15 protein-coding genes are annotated in these 16,923 nt (G+C 37.1%); all 15 read right to left on the minus strand.

What is annotated here, in order from left to right:
* Positions 1–296 precede the first annotated feature (296 nt).
* Positions 297–1,253, minus strand: a complete 957-nt coding sequence (locus RTX21_RS15480) for a transporter (RefSeq protein ID WP_312768996.1) — start codon at positions 1,251–1,253, stop codon at positions 297–299.
* A gap of 368 nt (positions 1,254–1,621) precedes the next feature.
* Positions 1,622–2,698 carry a cytochrome c peroxidase gene (locus RTX21_RS15485; RefSeq protein WP_312768999.1) on the minus strand — a complete coding sequence of 359 codons (1,077 nt, stop codon included), beginning with the start codon at positions 2,696–2,698 and terminating at the stop codon, positions 1,622–1,624.
* Entirely contained in the window at positions 2,691–3,512 is an 822-nt protein-coding gene (locus tag RTX21_RS15490) for an MbnP family protein (protein WP_312769002.1), read from the minus strand. The genes RTX21_RS15485 and RTX21_RS15490 overlap by 8 nt, the downstream gene beginning before the upstream one ends.
* 411 nt (positions 3,513–3,923) lie before the next feature.
* Complete coding sequence (locus RTX21_RS15495; protein ID WP_312769004.1) at positions 3,924–4,280, minus strand: hypothetical protein; 357 nt, start codon at positions 4,278–4,280, stop codon at positions 3,924–3,926.
* Between the two features lie 63 nt (positions 4,281–4,343).
* Positions 4,344–5,012 (minus strand): superoxide dismutase, encoded by a 669-nt coding sequence (locus tag RTX21_RS15500; RefSeq protein WP_312769007.1) that lies wholly within the window; start codon positions 5,010–5,012, stop codon positions 4,344–4,346.
* 28 nt (positions 5,013–5,040) lie between these two features.
* Positions 5,041–5,724 carry an SCO family protein gene (locus tag RTX21_RS15505; protein ID WP_312769009.1) on the minus strand — a complete coding sequence of 228 codons (684 nt, stop codon included), beginning with the start codon at positions 5,722–5,724 and terminating at the stop codon, positions 5,041–5,043.
* On the minus strand, positions 5,721–5,990 hold the full coding sequence (locus RTX21_RS15510; RefSeq protein WP_312769011.1) for a YHS domain-containing protein: 270 nt from the start codon (positions 5,988–5,990) through the stop codon (positions 5,721–5,723). The genes RTX21_RS15505 and RTX21_RS15510 overlap by 4 nt, the downstream gene beginning before the upstream one ends.
* Positions 5,991–6,170: 180 nt before the next feature.
* Positions 6,171–6,536: a hypothetical protein gene (locus tag RTX21_RS15515; protein WP_312769012.1), complete on the minus strand. Its 366-nt coding sequence runs from the start codon at positions 6,534–6,536 to the stop codon at positions 6,171–6,173.
* Positions 6,537–6,852: 316 nt separating this feature from the next.
* The gene (locus RTX21_RS15520; protein ID WP_312769014.1) at positions 6,853–8,607 is read right to left on the minus strand and encodes an endonuclease; all 1,755 of its coding nucleotides are present in this window, start codon (positions 8,605–8,607) and stop codon (positions 6,853–6,855) included.
* 21 nt (positions 8,608–8,628) lie between these two features.
* Positions 8,629–9,162 carry a tRNA methyl transferase PRC-barrel domain-containing protein gene (locus RTX21_RS15525; RefSeq protein WP_312769017.1) on the minus strand — a complete coding sequence of 178 codons (534 nt, stop codon included), beginning with the start codon at positions 9,160–9,162 and terminating at the stop codon, positions 8,629–8,631.
* A gap of 252 nt (positions 9,163–9,414) precedes the next feature.
* Positions 9,415–11,025, minus strand: coding sequence for a RagB/SusD family nutrient uptake outer membrane protein (locus RTX21_RS15530; protein WP_312769020.1), 1,611 nt, complete (start codon positions 11,023–11,025; stop codon positions 9,415–9,417).
* Positions 11,026–11,032: 7 nt separating this feature from the next.
* A complete protein-coding gene (locus RTX21_RS15535) occupies positions 11,033–14,020 on the minus strand; it encodes a SusC/RagA family TonB-linked outer membrane protein (protein ID WP_312769021.1) in 2,988 nt (995 codons plus the stop codon).
* 80 nt (positions 14,021–14,100) lie between these two features.
* Entirely contained in the window at positions 14,101–14,928 is an 828-nt protein-coding gene (locus RTX21_RS15540) for a FecR family protein (protein WP_312769022.1), read from the minus strand.
* 84 nt (positions 14,929–15,012) lie between these two features.
* Entirely contained in the window at positions 15,013–16,275 is a 1,263-nt protein-coding gene (locus RTX21_RS15545) for a histidine-type phosphatase (protein WP_312769024.1), read from the minus strand.
* A 73-nt stretch (positions 16,276–16,348) separates the two neighbouring features.
* Positions 16,349–16,864 (minus strand): sigma-70 family RNA polymerase sigma factor, encoded by a 516-nt coding sequence (locus RTX21_RS15550; RefSeq protein ID WP_312769025.1) that lies wholly within the window; start codon positions 16,862–16,864, stop codon positions 16,349–16,351.
* Positions 16,865–16,923: the final 59 nt, after the last annotated feature.

The following is a 16,923-nucleotide window of genomic DNA, read 5'->3' on the forward strand; positions in this document are numbered from 1 at the left end:
CTTATGAAATATAACTGTTCTCGATACAATTTTTCTCCGCCCCTGCTACGAAAAAATCACTCGAACTGACGTGTTGTTACTCTACCAAAATACAATCAAATCGTCAGTTCGAGTAGCAGAATGAAATGGAGCGTATCGAGAACCTTGTTTTATGAAATACAAACGTTCTCGATACAATTTTTCTATGCTTTACTACGAAAAATCACTCGAACTGACGGAAGTTAAAATTCTTTTCTCAAATAGACCAAGCTTGAAGGTTGTTGAATTAATAATGAATCAACTTAATAAACTGATGACTAAATTCCAAAATTGATAAACAAACTGAATCTGGACCTGGCTTCTATATCACCACCAGCTAATTGGGTATAAGCAGGCAACATCAACTCATTGCCAAGGCTGAACTTCTTGTAAGACACCTCAAAGCCCAGCTTACCGTACAAAGCACTTCCAGCAGTTCTGGGCATTACTTCTCCAAACTGTTTGTTCCAGTCATACACCTCACCCTGCATTCCCAGTTTTCCAGAAAAAACACTATTTTCGTTTCTCCATAACCTGTAAAATCCTGTGACTGCATAGTTCCATTGGTTACCGAACTGATAATGTTTTTTATTTTCGGTTTTGATGGTATAATCGGTATTCAGCATCAGCGCAAAGAGGTTTTTCTGGAATTTGTAGCTCAATGCCAGCTGGTAATCCCAACTACCCGTTCCCAGCTGGAAACTCGGGTTGACACCTGTAATTCCTTTCTCATCAAATTTACCCAACGGAATCTTAATTCCCACGCCTCCATTCAGCTGATGATATTCGTTTTTGGATTTTAGGATTTCGTAAATTCCCATCATGCTTGCATCTCCAATCCCACTGATGTTGATATTGCCCTGTAAGGTTTTCTTCTCGTGAAACTGGAACGGAATACTTCCATAGATACTCAATTTCCGAGTTACCGGAATCTTACCCCAAACCTGAATGGTATTAAAATATTGGTCCTGTGTCAAATCCTGTGTGAACAAGTTCTCCTTGGCTTTGTAATGCTGTGCAAAATATTTGACACCGATAAATTGGGGATTAAGCAAAGACTCGAAGCCTGACGAGCCATTGCCGGCAGCACAACCGCATGCATCGCAGAAAAATTCCTCGTCTCTGGATAGATATTGCAACTGGTTTTCATATTTAGGAATGTAAAGACTGTCCCGGTTGGCCTTTATTTGCTGAGACAGGATGATCAGTATTATAAGTATGATTGATTTTTTCATTTGATTGGGATTGTTTAAACCACAAGGGCACAAAAATTTTGATGGTTTTTGAACACAAAGTTCACGAGGATCTTTACTTGTTAGAAGCGCAAAGGCACTTACTTAGATAAGGTCGATTTTATTTCTCGCAGATTGTTTGGATTTTGCAGGTTGTTAAATCTGCTTGACCTGTTTGATCTGCGAGATGAATTGTTTTATTTGAACACAAAGTGCACAAGGATTTTTTATTATACTTATTAAGGCTCACAAAGGCGCTTCGCTTAGATAAGTCTGCGATAATGGAAAACTTATTATTTATTTCCTTTTGTGTCTTTTGACTTCTTAGAATCTGCGATTTGTGATCAATCATTATTTAAGTGGTTTTATAATTATTCTGCGAATTGTTTGTTGGTAATAAATTGCTGGTCGCTGAGGGTTTTCAGGAAAGCGATGATATATTGTTTTTCCAAAGTGGTCATTGGAATACCAATGTGTCCGTTCTGTTTCAGGATCGGATCGAGATTGGTTTGATTCTCGACATTATCCGAATAAAAATTAAGCACAGCCTCGAGCGAATAAAAACGACCATCGTGCATATAGGGTGCTGTGTATTCTACATTTCGGAGACTTGGGACACGGAATTTCATATTGTCATTCCAGTCCAATGTCACACGGTATCTGCCACGGTCGTCATACTGCGCATTGTAATACATCCCGGTATTTCGGTAACTTTCATCCGTAAACAATTCCCCTGAATGGCAACTGGCACACTTGGTTTGAAATAATGCTATTCCTTGAGATTCTTCATTGGTGAAAGAAGCAGTTCCTTTCTTCATTTTGTCATACTTGGAATCGGCGGAAATCATTGTTACCATAAACTGGGTCAAAGCTTTCAATACTCTCTCTCCTGTAATATCATCATCGCCATAAGCTGCTTTGAATAACTTTTTATAATTGGCATCTTGACTTAGTCTTGAAACTACTTCGGGCAGAGAACTGTCCATTTCAAAATCTGTAGTGATGGGAACCAACGAGCGTTCGTCCAGATTATGGCTCACGCCATCCCAAGTATAGTTTTTGAGAAATGCCATATTCTGGATCGGTGGTGCATTGCGAATGCCCAATTTATCATCAATACCATGACTCACAGGATGTCCGTGGTGCGTGAACGCATATTCCTGAATATGACAGAATCCGCAAGAAATGGTATTATTTCGTGACAATTTGCCTTCATAAAATAATTTCTTGCCCAGAGCTACTCCATTCACTGTGACCGGATTTTTATTAGCATCAAATTCTAGCGCGGGAAAGTTGATAGGAATATCCAGATTGTACCCTTTGTCTTCTTCAAAAGCTTCTCCTTCATATTCGTTGGAACAAGAGATCAATATCCCAGAAAGTGCTATGAAGAAAATCCAAAGAGAACATAATCGTTCTCTTTGGAAATGTTGAATTAAACTAATCATTATGAACGTGATCAACTTTGAACATATTGACAAGGTTGTTGCTGACATTGACCAAATGCGCGCTGCTTCCCATCGCCATATTGTTAGAAGCATCCAATGACAAAGCAGTTTTCCCACTCAGATACTGGTTGAAATCTGCAAGGATATGGACAGAAGGTCTAATATCTTTCGATACTCTCGCCGTAGTTGGTAAGTCCAAAACCACTTCTCTGTAAAGATTTGCCGTATCGTTAGCCGTTGTGTCGCCCATATTACCACAATGGTTCATAAACTCGGTGTCAGGCGTTGATGTTCCATACCTACCTTCCAGTTTTGTGAAGATGTAACCCGCTGCCCAAGACCAAGCCATCCCTTCCTGCTTGGCTTTTTCCCAGAACAAACCTTGTCCGTCCTGACCAATAAGATAAGCCGTGGGGCTAATGCCTAAACCCAATTTTATTTTCTTGTAATTGCCTTTGGGGATCTCGGTAAGGTTGATATAGACAATCCCGCCTTTTGCTTCTTCCTGGTTGATGATGAAAGCGCCTTTGTCCGGATTGTTATAATTGTATTTGAATTCTGTTCCGTTTTCATCGACGAGTGAGATGTTGCTGATGATGTATTTGAGTTTAGAAAACTGGTGTTTCTGTCCATTGACTGAGGTTTGAGTGGTCTGATTCAAAACTATATCACCAAGATTGTTGAAACCGTTCTCGAACTTGACCTGAAGACTTCCAGCTGTATTGTCTTGGATATTATCATCGTCGCTGTTGCTGCACGATGAAAGAGTTAGTATTGTGATGAATAGTAATGATAAGAGTTTATAGATTTTCATTTGTTTAGATGTCGTATTGTTATTTTTTTGAACTCCAAAAACGCTAAGTTTTTTGAGCAATTCTTCGTTTCTAATGCACAAAGGTTTGACTTCGTCAATATTATGTTTTGAGCTAGTCTTTGTGTTTAAGGTTTTTGTTAACGCAAAGGCACAAAAGGTTTTTTTGAGCGATTCTTTATTTTTAAGGCGCAAAGGTGACTTCGTCAATATTGATAAAGACTGTTATTTTTTGCTGAAATGTGAGTTTTGTGCTCTGCTGCGATAGGGATGGTAACGGTTATCCTTTTTGTCTTGACTGAAACGTTCGTGATGAAGTCTAATCATCATAAGACAAAAAGATATGAGTGTACAGCCCGACCCGAGTGGCTGCTTTAGCGCTGGAGAGGGAATCGCCCTAATTACCTATATTATCTAAACAATTGGAGGTCTGAAAACGTGTTTCAGATACAGATAAGAATAATCTGTGGTGTGTGTGAAAGTAAGGCTGGTAAAGAATCTTCGCCCTACTGTTTTGACTGCAGCAATCTCAACCGGAATGTAACAGTCAATGATTTTCTGTGTCGAGTTTTTGGATTTGGAATCTTCTGAGCTATTTTTGGCGAGCTCTTTCCCCAAGTAACATTTGCCGTTGCAATGCAGCTCCGGTTTTTTCTTGTTGATACACAAAACATCCGAAATATAATCATAGTTAACCGCATACTCTACCAATGGCAACACAGGTTTGAGCACCAGATAAAAGACGAGTAAGAGATTAAAGATGAGTTTCAAGAATTTGTTTTGAGGATTTTAAAAAGCACAGACAAGCTGTGCTTTTTTGATATATTGAGGTTGTTATTTGATAGCTTCCTCGTATCTTCTGCTGATTTCTTTCCAGTTGGTAACGTTCCAAAGTGCAGCCAAGTAATCCGCTCTTTTGTTCTGATATTTTAGGTAATAAGCGTGCTCCCAAACATCAATCCCGAAGATAGGCGTTCCTTTTACCTCAGCAAGATCCATCAAAGGATTGTCCTGATTGCCTGTAGAAGTCACTGCTAATTTTTTATCAGCCGTCACTACCAACCAAGCCCAGCCTGAACCAAAACGGTCTGCACCAGCTTTGCTCAGTTTTTCCTTCAAAGCGTCTAAACTACCGAAAGAATCGTTGATTGCTTTTGACAATTTTGCAGAAGGCTGTGTGTTTTTCTCAGGCGTCAATACGGTCCAGAATAACTCGTGGTTGTAGTGTCCGCCGGCGTTGTTTCTAACGGCAGGACTTTCTTTGGAAATGTGGGAAAGAATCTTTTCCAAGCTTTCTTTTTCCAATGGTGTTCCTGCAATAGCTTTGTTCAAATTAGCTACATAAGCTGCTGCATGTTTGGTGTAATGGATCTCCATAGTCTGCGCATCTACAGAGCCTTCCAAAGCGTTGTAAGCATAAGGAAGAGCCGTCTGCTTGAATTGTGCCGCTGCAAAAGTCGCTGCAGATATAGCACTTGCCAGAAATATTTTCTTGATTTTCATAATAACTTTTTTAGTAATTAGACATTTATTATTTTAATAATTTTCTGATATCTTCTATCAATTTTTCCCTGTCCGGATGGTACTTTCCTCTCAGACTAGTTTTGGTTCCAGCTTCATCTTCGTAATTCAAACCTGAATAATAAAGAATCGGCATATTGTTCTCATCGAATCGACAACGCAGGTTTCCTTCTTTGTCTATCAAAGCAATCATCCCGCTGTGATTGAGACTTTCTGAATCATCTTCTTTGTCCCCTACATAGATATCGAACATATCCGCTAAGTTACCGATATAATCCCGGTCTCCTGATAGGAAATGCCAATTAGGCGAATCAGCACCAATCATTCTAGCGTGGTTTTTCAGCACTTCCGGCGTATCGTTGGTTGGGTCTATGCTGATGGAGATGATCCCGAAATCCGGATCGTTGATCTGCTCATCGATATATTTCATATTCGAATTCATCACAGGACAAATCGTGGGACAACGACTGTAAAAGAACTCTACGAGATAAACTTTTCCCAGCATATCTTTATTAGTAATCTTCTTGGAATTCTGGTCTGTGAGCGCAAATTCCGGGACTTTCATTACCGTATAAAGACTCTTTTTGAAATAGCTCATCCCAATTCCTATCACCAAAAATAATACCGCAAAGACTATTATCGGAAGAATCAGTTTGCTTTTCCGGAAAGACTTTTGTTTCTTTCGGTTTATCATTTCAAAGCGTATTTGGCCGGACCTTTCTTGAATTCTTTTTTGCAATGGTCGCTACAGAATCCATAAGTTTTGCCTTTGTAAACGACAGTATCTTTTAGGAATTCGGAAGTCTTCATATGGCAAATCGGGTCATCAGCATTCACGACCTTTACGCCTTTTAAGTCTGTTTTCGGTTTCATTTTGGAAACCTGTTTTACTTTGGGTGTTTCCTGCGCACAAGACAATGCAGATACCAAAAGTAGTATCATTAATATGTTGGATTTCATTTTTTGAAGTTGATTTAATGTTTTACGAAAGCTTTTGAACACAAAGCGCACATTGATTTTTACTTGATGCTTATTAAGGTTCACAAAGGCGCTTCGCTAAAAAAAGATTTTAGCAATTAACTGTTTTAAAATCACAAAGACAATTTGCTCATTTAAAAAGTTAAAAACTCAGAGATATTATTAAACTAACGGTGGATGGAATATCCTTGAATCTAGTGAGAAATTATAGAATTGAGACAGAAAAGAATTCTGTTTTTGATTGTCCAGATTGAAATTAAAATCATTCAAAACTGTGAAAATATCCTTAACAGTAAATAATTCTGAGAATACGGAAAGCTTCAGTTGGTCTTGCTTGGCGGAGTTCTGAGAAGATTTGGAAAGTTCTTTGGCCAAGTAACATTTTCCTTTACAGTTCATTTCCTTTTTTGCTCTGTTTTCGCAAAGGTTTTTGGTGATGTAATTGTAATTCACGGTATAATCAATCAACGGCATCACCGGACGTAATGCGATTGTGAAAATAATAAATATAGAAATGAATGCTTTCAATACAACAAAAATAAAGCATTGATCTCAGATATCCAATGATATTTGACAGGATCAGAAAAGTTTCGCACCTACGGCGCTCCCTTTTTCTTTTCTATTCTTTTACAAACATTTTGCTCCTACGGAGCAAATTCTTTATATTGAGTTTATTCTTTTGCAACAGATCTTAATCACACATCGAAAGTTAACTGAATGACATTACGATAGGTTAAGAAGTCACAAAGTTTATTCAATATTAATCCATGTCATTTAAAATAAAAAAGGCCAGAAGAAAGCTCCTGACCTTTTGTTGTGATTTGAATTATGATTTGAAAATTGATTAATCAACAATTACTTTCGAACTTCCAGATTTTGTTTTCACAAAGTAAACACCTTTAGAAAGCTTTTTCAAGTTAATCTTTTCGTTGTTGTTTACGTTATTAACCGTCTGAACCAATTGCCCGTTTGCGCTGTAAATCTGAACTGTTTCGTTTTTAGAAATTCCACTTATGAACAATTCGCTGTTTTTAACTGGATTTGGATAAACCGTTAATTTTTGGTTTTTAGCATCAGATTCTGAAACAGCTAATTTTTCGTAGCAAGTCCAAGAAAGATCATCAAAAGATACTCTGTTGTTTGTTGTAGTATCCACCAATTCTATTATTACATTATCTTCCACATTAATCTCAGAAATTGTAGTCGTAGTAGGTGTTTTAGAATAAGGAATTTGTCCTTTTACAACACCATTGACTTTCAAAACATAGTTACCCGCAGAATCATTAAATGGCAGGAACGTTTTAATTGTTAATGATCCAATACCTCCAGAGATTGGAGAAGACGTTAAAGAACCTTTTCTCAAACAGATTGCCCTGTTATTATCGCCATCGATATGAATTTGTTTATCTGTTCTAGCATACGTAGCAGTCCAAGTAATACCTTTACTCACCCATTGTCTGTCAAGGTATGACGAATTGGTAGCCGGTATCGTTTCAAAGTCTTCCGTTCCACAAGTGGTTTCCGGTTCACCAGGATTTCCGTGTCCAGATGTTCTCCCCTCTACAGTATCACTATTATTCGATTTATTACCTGCTGCATCTCTAGCTACAACGTAGAAAATATAAGTTTTAGAAGAAGTAAGATCTGAAACTGTTCCACTAGTTGTAGAAACTGTAGTTTTATAAACATTGTCTGCATAGATATCATATCCGCTAACACCCACATTATCGGTAGAAGCTGTCCAAGATAATGAAACGCTGGAAGAAGTTGTACCTGTAACACTAAGGTTTGTAGGTACTGTTGGTGCTTCTGTATCGCCAGATGTTCCGCCATTGAAAGTATCCGGCCAAGTATTCTGAGCAGCAGGACCACCCCAAATTACCGTTGCCAAATAAGGATTATCGATGAATGGATTTCTGTTCTTTTGCGTGTTAGCAACCACATTATTTCTTTGTCTTTCGAAATCAGAAACAGGGTCTTCCACATTCCATTTCAAAAGAATATCCGGGAAATCTGACGAATAAGTTGCAGGATTCATAGTGATGTTCAAAGGCAGACATCTTGAGTTGTATCTTACATACATATACATCAGGATTCTTGCAACGTCGCCTTTCCACTCTTCACCTGGATACCAACCTCCACGGCTAGTTTTGTAAGCTGTTGCTCCAGTTCCGTCATCAAATAACAAACTTCCTCTTGTACTGTTCAAAGTATTGTCTGCTGGACGAAGATGGTGCCCATCCGCGCCAGGACCAGAAGTTCCCAAGTTTGGTGTTCCTTTTGATTTTGCATAAACGTGCTCACGGTTCCAAGAGCCATTGATAGCACGACTTCTCTGGTGTGTCCCAGAAGCTTGAGAACCGTAGATCAACAATAGATTTGACGGATTCTGCGGGTCAACATCACTGCTTTTCAAAAGCGTTTGCAACTCGCTGTAAGAAATAGTTTTTGTGTGTGTTGTTGTGATTAAAGTTGCAAGTTCACTCTTTAATTCGTTTTTAGTTTTGTTGAAGTTAACTCCTGAATAATAAGATGGAGCCGACTGTGCAAAACCAACCAACGAAATAATACTTGCAAAAAAAGAAACCTTTAATTTCATAAGTAAATATTTAATTATTTTTTAATAACTCTTTATAATTCTATTTTGATAAATGATATCGAATGGATGTTCTTCTATAATTACTGAAACCTTGTTTTCAAACTCCAGAAAAAAGCTGTTATCAAACCCATAAAGCTTAGCCGGAATTTTATCCTCACTAACTTGAGTTGACACCTCTAGATCAATTCCATTTTCTAATTCTCCCTTAGAAAAACTGATATCATCTAATTCTAAATTTTCTCCAAGACGAATAACGTCTGTTATAATTCCCGGATGCGAAACTCCTGCACCAACAAAAAGCCGGTTTTCCTTCTCATCAATCCAGATGACGTACAAAGGCTCTTTTTTTCCACCTACATTGATTCCTTTTCGCTGTCCAATCTTAAAATTTTCAACACCGTGATGTTCTCCAACCAAAAACCCATCAAATAGCGAGTACTCTTTTTTTTGGGATTTCCAGATGAGTTCATCTTTTTTTGAATGAAATCCCGGCAATTCTCTACTATAGATTGGAGAGCTTGCAGGTATTTCAACTATTTGGCCTTTTTTGGTCATAAGATCTTCGATATAAACCTCCTGTATCAAGAAGGGGGCGCAATTTAATTATTTTAAATTAAATACAACTATTTTTCAAAAAAGTTATTCAATAATTAACAATTATGAGATTTATCAACAATTATAACATTTTATATGAGCGAGTTATGAAATATAGGAAACGAATACACCATAATAAAACTTCCCATCAAAACCGATGAGAAGTTCTTTAAAAGAAAATAATATAAACTTTGATTGTGAGATCAATTCTTGTTAGTATCCGTCATTCTGTGTCAAATTCGGATTAGCGGTGATATCTGCTGAGGGAAGCGGATAAATATTGAATTTGGAATCCACTTCTTTCCCGGGTTGAGCATTGCCTTTCCAGCTCCAGAGATAATCTGCTGTAGTAAATCTATTAAAACGAATGAGATCGGTTCTTCTTAATAATTCCCAAGATAATTCTCGAGATCTTTCATCAAGGATAAAATTCAGGTTAAGATCAGAAAGGGCAATTGCTCCGTTTCCATTATTATAAGCTCTGTTTCTAACGACATTAATATAATTAAGTGCTTCTGAGGATTTCCCCGATCTGAAGTTTGCTTCGGCAGCTGTAAGATAAGCTTCTGCAAGGCGGAACATCGGAAAATCAGTGTCTACATAAGCCGCATCAGAACCTGCTACTCCATTCTTAGTTACATTTCTCCATTTCGTAAAAGCATAACCATCCTGAAATGTTCCGGGGAGTGCGGCAATTTCTTTCTTATGTCCAATATTGAAAAATAAAGCTCTGCTATCATTTTTTGAAAATGCATTAGGATCCGTGGTTACAAAATCCTGATCCGAAGTTTGAAACTTATTGACAAATTCCGGACGAAGACGGATATTGCCCCAACCTCCGGCAATTCCCAGGTTCAGGTAGTTGAGCATAGTTCCTCCCGTTTGTGCTAAAACGAAAAAAGTAGTTCCTCCGTAAGTTTTGGATTGGACACCGTCCATATTCAGGGACCAGATGATCTCCGGGGAAGTATTGTTGTCAGCGAGGAAATTGTAAAGATATTTTGGTGCAAGACCGTAATGACTGTGAATCACTTTTTCAGCATATTCGGCGGCTTTATCCCATTGAGGCGAATTGGTATAAACTTGTGCATTCAGATAAAGTCTTGATAATAAAAAGTCAGCTGCTGTTTTATCAACTCTTCCATATTCATTAGTATCAGGAAGCGCTGTTTCAATTTCTTTAAGTTCATTTTCTATATAAGAATAAAGATCAGTTCTTGATATCTGTTTTGGTAAAAACTGTGGATCTAATTTATCAGAATCTGTTACGAATGGAACTTTACCAAATGTATCCAATAAAACCCAGTAAGAATAAGCTCTCAGAAAACGAGCTTCTGCACGGAAATAATTAACCTGCTGTTTAAAACCAGAATCGGTGTGTCCTCTCTCCTGTAGTTTGGCATCGGTTGTTTGTCTTAGAAATTCATTGCTGTAACCGATGATCTGATATAGTCTTGCATAATAACCATTCAGGATAGCAGTGTTAGAATCCCAGGTGTTGGTAGCCATCTGTCTCAATCCGTTGGTCTGCGAACCCATTATTGCCTCATCCGTCGATAAGATCTGAACATAAAAAGCTAACCGGATAAATGAGCTGTAACCTTCGTCAAAATTACTGATATCAGGATCTCCAGTCGGTCCTTGTTGTCCGCTGAGACATAATGCTGCGTAACATTTTGCAAGCACACCTTTGTAATTATCGGGATCAGAATAGACCTGGTCTGTTGTTACGATATTGGGGTCTATTGGAGATGTATCAAGGTCGTTGACACAAGAGCTTAATGTGAAAATAGAAAATATAAGGGTTATATATATACGTTTCATAATTGGATTATTTGAAGTTAACATTAAGTCCGAAAAGGAATGAACGAGGTCTGGAATACATATTATTATCGATTCCAAGATAAACCTCCGGGTCAAGTCCGCTATATCCTGTGATCACAAAAGCATTCTGTACAGATAGATTAACACCCAGATCGAACTTGTCACTGATAGTCTTGAAATTATGTCCCAGCGTGATATTGTCCATTCTGAAAAAAGAAGCTTTCTCAAGGAAAAAATCAGAGTAAAGCTGCAGATTATCAAAACCTTGTTCTGCTGTATAACTCAAAAGATTGGAATAAGTTCCGTTTCCTAAAGTCGCTTTGGTCTTATAATCTTTGGATTTCACATTATTATAAACATAGTTCCCAAAATTAGCGTGACCATTGAAGCCTAAATACCAATTCTTATAACTCAGTTTTGAAGAGATTCCAAGAAAAGATTTAGGCATCGGATTTTTATCTTTCACGAGTCCGCCTTTATATTTTCCTTCAATCGGCTTTCCTGATTCATCATATTCCTGCTGATACAAATAAAAAGTATAAGGCGAATACCCTACAGAATGTGTCTGAATTGTTCCAGCTGTTGAACCAGAAACATTTCCGATGTTCACACCGTAATTTGGGCTATCAACAAGTGTTAGTTTGGTAATTTTCGATTCATTGAATGTAATATTTGCATCCAAGGTCCATTGCCAATCAGTCGTTTTAATCGGAATGGTATTCAATGAAACTTCAACACCTTTATTTTCCATTGAGCCGATATTTGTGAAGATCATATTGGTAAGGTTAGAACCTGCTGCTACGGAAATTTTATTCAACAGATCATCTGTTGTTCTTTTATAAACTTCGACTGAACCGGAAATTCTGTTCTTAAGAATTCCGAAATCCAAACCCACATTATAAGTAGAAGTAGTTTCCCACTTCAGATTCGGGTCGTAACCGTTTGGTCGGATGGTCTGATAGTATTGATTTCCCAACTGATACAAAGCATTGGACTGGCTAAAGGTATAAGTCTGCATCCATTCATAATCTCCGCCAATATCCTGCTGACCGGTTTTTCCATAACTTAATCTTAATTTCAAATCAGAGAAAAAACCACTGTCTTTCAGAAAACTTTCTTCATTGATTTTCCAGGCAAACGCTGCCGACGGGAAAAGTCCCCAATGATTATCTTTGGAAAAACGCGAAGAACCGTCATTTCTAAGTGTTCCTGTAAAAAGATAACGGTCTTTAAAAGTATAATTCAAACGTCCATAAAATGAAACCAGATAATATTCTGACTTCGAAATGATATTCTGATAGACTTTATTTCCGGAAATATTGGTTTGATCATCATCATAACTTTGCCAGAACTTCTGCCAGGAATAACCTCCCATCACATCAATTTTATGATCGGAAAGTGTTTTGGTGTAATTCGCATATAGGTCTAACTGAGTATTATTTTTCTTCTGAGTATAATTTTCAATCAGACCTTGTCCATCGTTTCCAATGGAAGTCCAAGCTAAAGGCGCATTATCAGGAACGAAGATGTCTCCATTACTTTTCAAAATATCAAAACCGGCATTGGCATTTAATTTCAAATCTTCAAAACCGTGAATTTTATAGTCCAACTGAACGTTCCCAATATGACGAACAACCTTGGACTCATCTTTTCTTAGATCAAGGACAGAAACAGGATTGGCACTTGCAATCGTAATCGGTTTTCCCGAAGCATCTGTCCAAATAAAATAACCTAAACCATACTGAGAAGAATTGTCATAAACAGGACGAGTCGGGTCAAATCCCACAGCCGAACTTGCCGGATTAGAAATGAAATCGTTGTTCTCGATACTTGGTTTATAATTAAGATTAATATTCAAATGTTTATCAAAGAATGAAGGATTGATCGCCAAACTCGCATTTATTCTCTCGTAAGAATTTTTCCTGATAATCCCTTGCTGGTCAGTATAACCTAAAGACAAGCGATAAGGAATATCTTTTACAGCTCCAGTCATACTGAAGTTCTGGTCATTACTGACAGAAGTTCTGTAGATTTCCTTTTGCCAATCGGTGTTTCCCGTTCCAAGACCGTTGATAATCGTATTGTTTCCGGGATAATAATCCTTGATAAAACTTCTGTATTCATCGCCACTTAAAACACCCAGCATCTTTGGATTATAGCTCACTTTTGTATTGGAAGAATATTGGAATCTCGTCTTTTTACTGCCTTTTTTAGTTGTAATGATAATGACACCATTCGAAGCTCTGGAACCATAAATAGCCGTTGAAGAAGCATCTTTCAGAACCGTGTAAGTTTCGATATCATTCGGGTTTATCATCCCAAGAATATTACTGGAACCTGAGGTTGAAGAGTTGTCAATCGCAATTCCGTCAATCACGATAAGCGGGTCATTATTGGCTGACAAAGAAGAACCACCTCTGATTCGGATAGTTGAACCCGCACCAGGAGCTCCGCCGGGAGAAATAATATTAACTCCAGCCGCTTTTCCCGTCAAAGCTTCTTGTGCAGAAACAGGACTTCCGTCATTCTCACTATCAATTTTAACAGTTGTGAGAGAACCTGTTGCATCGGACTTTTTAACTTTACCGTAACCGATGATCACAACCTCATCAATCTTTTTCTCCTGCACCGCAATAGTGTCTTTGGGAATGGGAAAATTTTCTGATTGGGAGATAAATTTAGCAGTGGTTTTTCTAAGAACAACCGTGTTATTTTTTATTTCATATTCTATCGGATAGAATTTTTTGAGATATTTTAAAGATGATTCCAAAGATGAATAGTTGATAGCGCTAGCATTCACAAAAACATCTTTGAAATCTGTGCTGGAATAAAGAAACGGAATCTTGGAAGATCTGCTGAGCTTATCAAAAACTTTGATAATAGACACCCGATTCTCTTTTTTCATAGTAACCGGCGGTGTTTGTCCGGTTTGCCCGTAAGCGATTGGAAGACCTGTGGCAACCAATAAGATTACAGACATTACTGTTTTTTTCATAAATTTGAGGATTAATTTGATTATACTTTAGCGAGTCGAATCATTTATTGCATCGATAACCGTCATTATCGGTGCTTTTTTTATTTTAATTGTATTTGATTGTCAGATTTTTTTTCAGCTTTAAGATTGAAAGGATAACAGATTGCGAACAAAACCTCGTTCATATCGCCGGAGAATGAGCCTTTGATTTTCTTTTTGGAATATTCCTGAGGATAATCGATTTTAACATTATAAACTACTTCCAATTCATTGATGATATTTTCAAAATTTTCATCATCGAAGGAGAAATTCCTTTTAACATTTGCAACAATATAAGTTTGAGCCTTCTCTTCCACATTCTTGTTCCAAGATTCGTTTGGAAGCAGGTAAGTGATTTTTCCTTGATGATCAACCTTCACTTTTCCTTCAAAAAGCTCTACTTTTTCTTTTCCACTTGTTTGGTCCAGGAAAAATTTGGTTCCTAAAACCTGTACCGTGAAATCTTTTGCGTTGATTCTGAAAGGTCTGGTTTTATCTTTTGCGATATCAAAAGTCGCCTTTCCTGTGAATGTGATTTTACGGTCCGATTTTCCGAAATCCTTTGCTAATTCGATTGTACTGTGAGGTTCTAAGACAATATTACTTCCGTCGGGAAGACTAATTTTTTTCGTAAAATCCACACTGGAATAAAATTGAGTCTGAACTTTCACCACAGAAGCTGGCGAAGAAGGCGTGTAAAAAAGAACACCAAATCCTGTGATTACAGCAGCTGCAGCAACCCAATATAATTTCTTGAACTGGCTACCGGATTTTATCTTACTTTGAATTCCCGCTTGGATTCGTGCATCCGTCTCCGAATCTATTCGCTGGTTTTCTTCGTAAGTTTTTTTCCAGTTCTTTTTAAAATTTTCGTCGTCTATGTTATTCATATTCAGTATTACGCAGGATTTTTAAATCGTCAACCTTTTTATTTAATTTTTTTAAAAAATTATTTTAATTCAAAAAATTTGATATTAATTTGACCTGGTTATTTCTTCCAAATAAGCTTTTACATCATTCCATTGGTAGTAAGGAAAACTCTTAGTTTCAACAGGAATGCTGACTTCATTTTCATTCAGAAGAAATTTCACCAGAACATCATTTTTCTTATTCTTATAAAAAATCATCTGGAGATTGGCAGCCATCGGTGCCGCCTGAAAAGTATTCCAAACTCTATAGACTTCTCTCGGATTGATTTCTTCCTTGTCCATTCCTTCAACTCTCATAAAGGCTAATAACGGTGCAATATTACCGTCGTGACCAAATCTAAGCGATGCTCCACTTTTACCATTTTTAATATAATCATTTGCTTCTTCCAGAATATTTTTGACTAAAGGAATTGCATTATCTTTCACCAATCCTTTGCTCAATGGCGATGCAGCATCATTAACATAGAATTGATAATTGATTGCCTGATAAATATTGAACAATTCATCTTTCGTGAATAGATCGTAGAAGGAAATATCCGTTTCCAGATTCTGCATATCACTAGCAATCCAATAAAAAGATTCCACTACTTTTTCCGGGTTAACATTTTTGTAAACATATTCATCATTATTAAAAAGATTTTTGATAAATCGGTCTGAATGTAATGCATCTTGCTTGAGTTTCCTTTTCTCTTCCTGCCAGAAATTATCCTGACTTTTAAAATCGATAGATTCCTTCGTATGATGATTCAGATATTTCATATACTTATCGGAAGATTCTATACTTATGTTCAGCTTTGGATTATTCGCTGTCAATTCGTTTGTAAAATAAGCCATACTGATGATGCATCTCGGAACAACGGTAGATTTTGCAGTAACAAACGCATTATTTCCAAACGCCTGAGGATTATTTTTGAACATTCTCTGCGAAATCTGCTTATGTTGCAATCCTCCTAATTCCGTCAAATCTCCGTTGTGACCTTCAGCAATTTTCCAGATTTTCTCCAGACGCTGTAATGCTGATTTTCCGTTTTCTGTCAAGGCATTATTCTCATTAGCTTTTTTCAGGATGTCCATCACACCTGAAAAATCTTTATCACTGATGAGCCATCTTGAACCGTGCCTTCCGTAATGACTGATATAAAAAGGCTGAAATCCGGACGGAACAGCAGTCAGTTTTTTTGTCGGAGTTGGATAAGTGTAGTAAACACCACCGGTTTGATTCAGGTCTGAAAGGATTTCTTCTTTGGTAGTTTGTCCCTGATAAAAAAAGGAAGCTGCGAGAAGCAGAATAGAAAATGATTTCTTCATTATAAACTTATTTTAGTTTCAGATTGATTTCTGTCTTACGATTAATTACGCAGACCTACCGAAATCGTCAACCTTAAAAAAGTTTTTTAATGAAAATCAATAGCAGAAAAAAGAGATTAATGTTTGTTTTTAGGATGTGAAGAACCTTATTAACGTGCTTGGCTACAGCATTTTTGGAGATACTGTTTTCTTTTGCAATTTCGGAATAGCTCAGTCCGTCGATTTTATGTTTCAGGAAAAAGGATCTACTTTTTTCAGGAATTAGTTTAAGTAATTTTTCCGCTTGTTCAGAATATGATTTAAATTCTTCCTCATCATATTCATCCTTAACAATGCTGAGATGAGATTCTTCTTTGAAATCTGAAAAAGACAGTTTATTTTTCCTGTAAAAATTGGCAATTTCTTGTTTTGCAGTTTTGAAAACAATGGCTTCTTTATTCTTATTCAAAGAGTCTCTATGCTTCCACAGATGGACAAAAATATCCTGAACTATATCCTCAATATCATCCTGCCCGTGAACATATTTTTTCACGAAAAAATAAACCTGATTTTTGTAATCAGAATATAGTTTTTCAAATTGAGATTGCACTTGGAGAATATATTTTTAAGGTCTATGATATATACTAAGCTCTCAAATATATCAAAAAA

It is taken from the genome of Epilithonimonas sp. (genome assembly GCF_032054305.1).
Taxonomy (GTDB): domain Bacteria; phylum Bacteroidota; class Bacteroidia; order Flavobacteriales; family Weeksellaceae; genus Epilithonimonas.

Bases quoted from the DNA above. Each gene is read 5' to 3' on its own strand.
- RTX21_RS15480 (WP_312768996.1), bottom strand. From the start codon at position 1,253: ATGAAAAAATCAATCATACTTATAATACTGATCATCCTGTCTCAGCAA.
- RTX21_RS15485 (WP_312768999.1), bottom strand. From the start codon at position 2,698: ATGATTAGTTTAATTCAACATTTCCAAAGAGAACGATTATGTTCTCTT.
- RTX21_RS15490 (WP_312769002.1), bottom strand. From the start codon at position 3,512: ATGAAAATCTATAAACTCTTATCATTACTATTCATCACAATACTAACT.
- RTX21_RS15500 (WP_312769007.1), bottom strand. From the start codon at position 5,012: ATGAAAATCAAGAAAATATTTCTGGCAAGTGCTATATCTGCAGCGACT.
- RTX21_RS15505 (WP_312769009.1), bottom strand. From the start codon at position 5,724: ATGATAAACCGAAAGAAACAAAAGTCTTTCCGGAAAAGCAAACTGATT.
- RTX21_RS15510 (WP_312769011.1), bottom strand. From the start codon at position 5,990: ATGAAATCCAACATATTAATGATACTACTTTTGGTATCTGCATTGTCT.
- RTX21_RS15520 (WP_312769014.1), bottom strand. From the start codon at position 8,607: ATGAAATTAAAGGTTTCTTTTTTTGCAAGTATTATTTCGTTGGTTGGT.
- RTX21_RS15525 (WP_312769017.1), bottom strand. From the start codon at position 9,162: ATGACCAAAAAAGGCCAAATAGTTGAAATACCTGCAAGCTCTCCAATC.
- RTX21_RS15530 (WP_312769020.1), bottom strand. From the start codon at position 11,025: ATGAAACGTATATATATAACCCTTATATTTTCTATTTTCACATTAAGC.
- RTX21_RS15535 (WP_312769021.1), bottom strand. From the start codon at position 14,020: ATGAAAAAAACAGTAATGTCTGTAATCTTATTGGTTGCCACAGGTCTT.
- RTX21_RS15540 (WP_312769022.1), bottom strand. From the start codon at position 14,928: ATGAATAACATAGACGACGAAAATTTTAAAAAGAACTGGAAAAAAACT.
- RTX21_RS15545 (WP_312769024.1), bottom strand. From the start codon at position 16,275: ATGAAGAAATCATTTTCTATTCTGCTTCTCGCAGCTTCCTTTTTTTAT.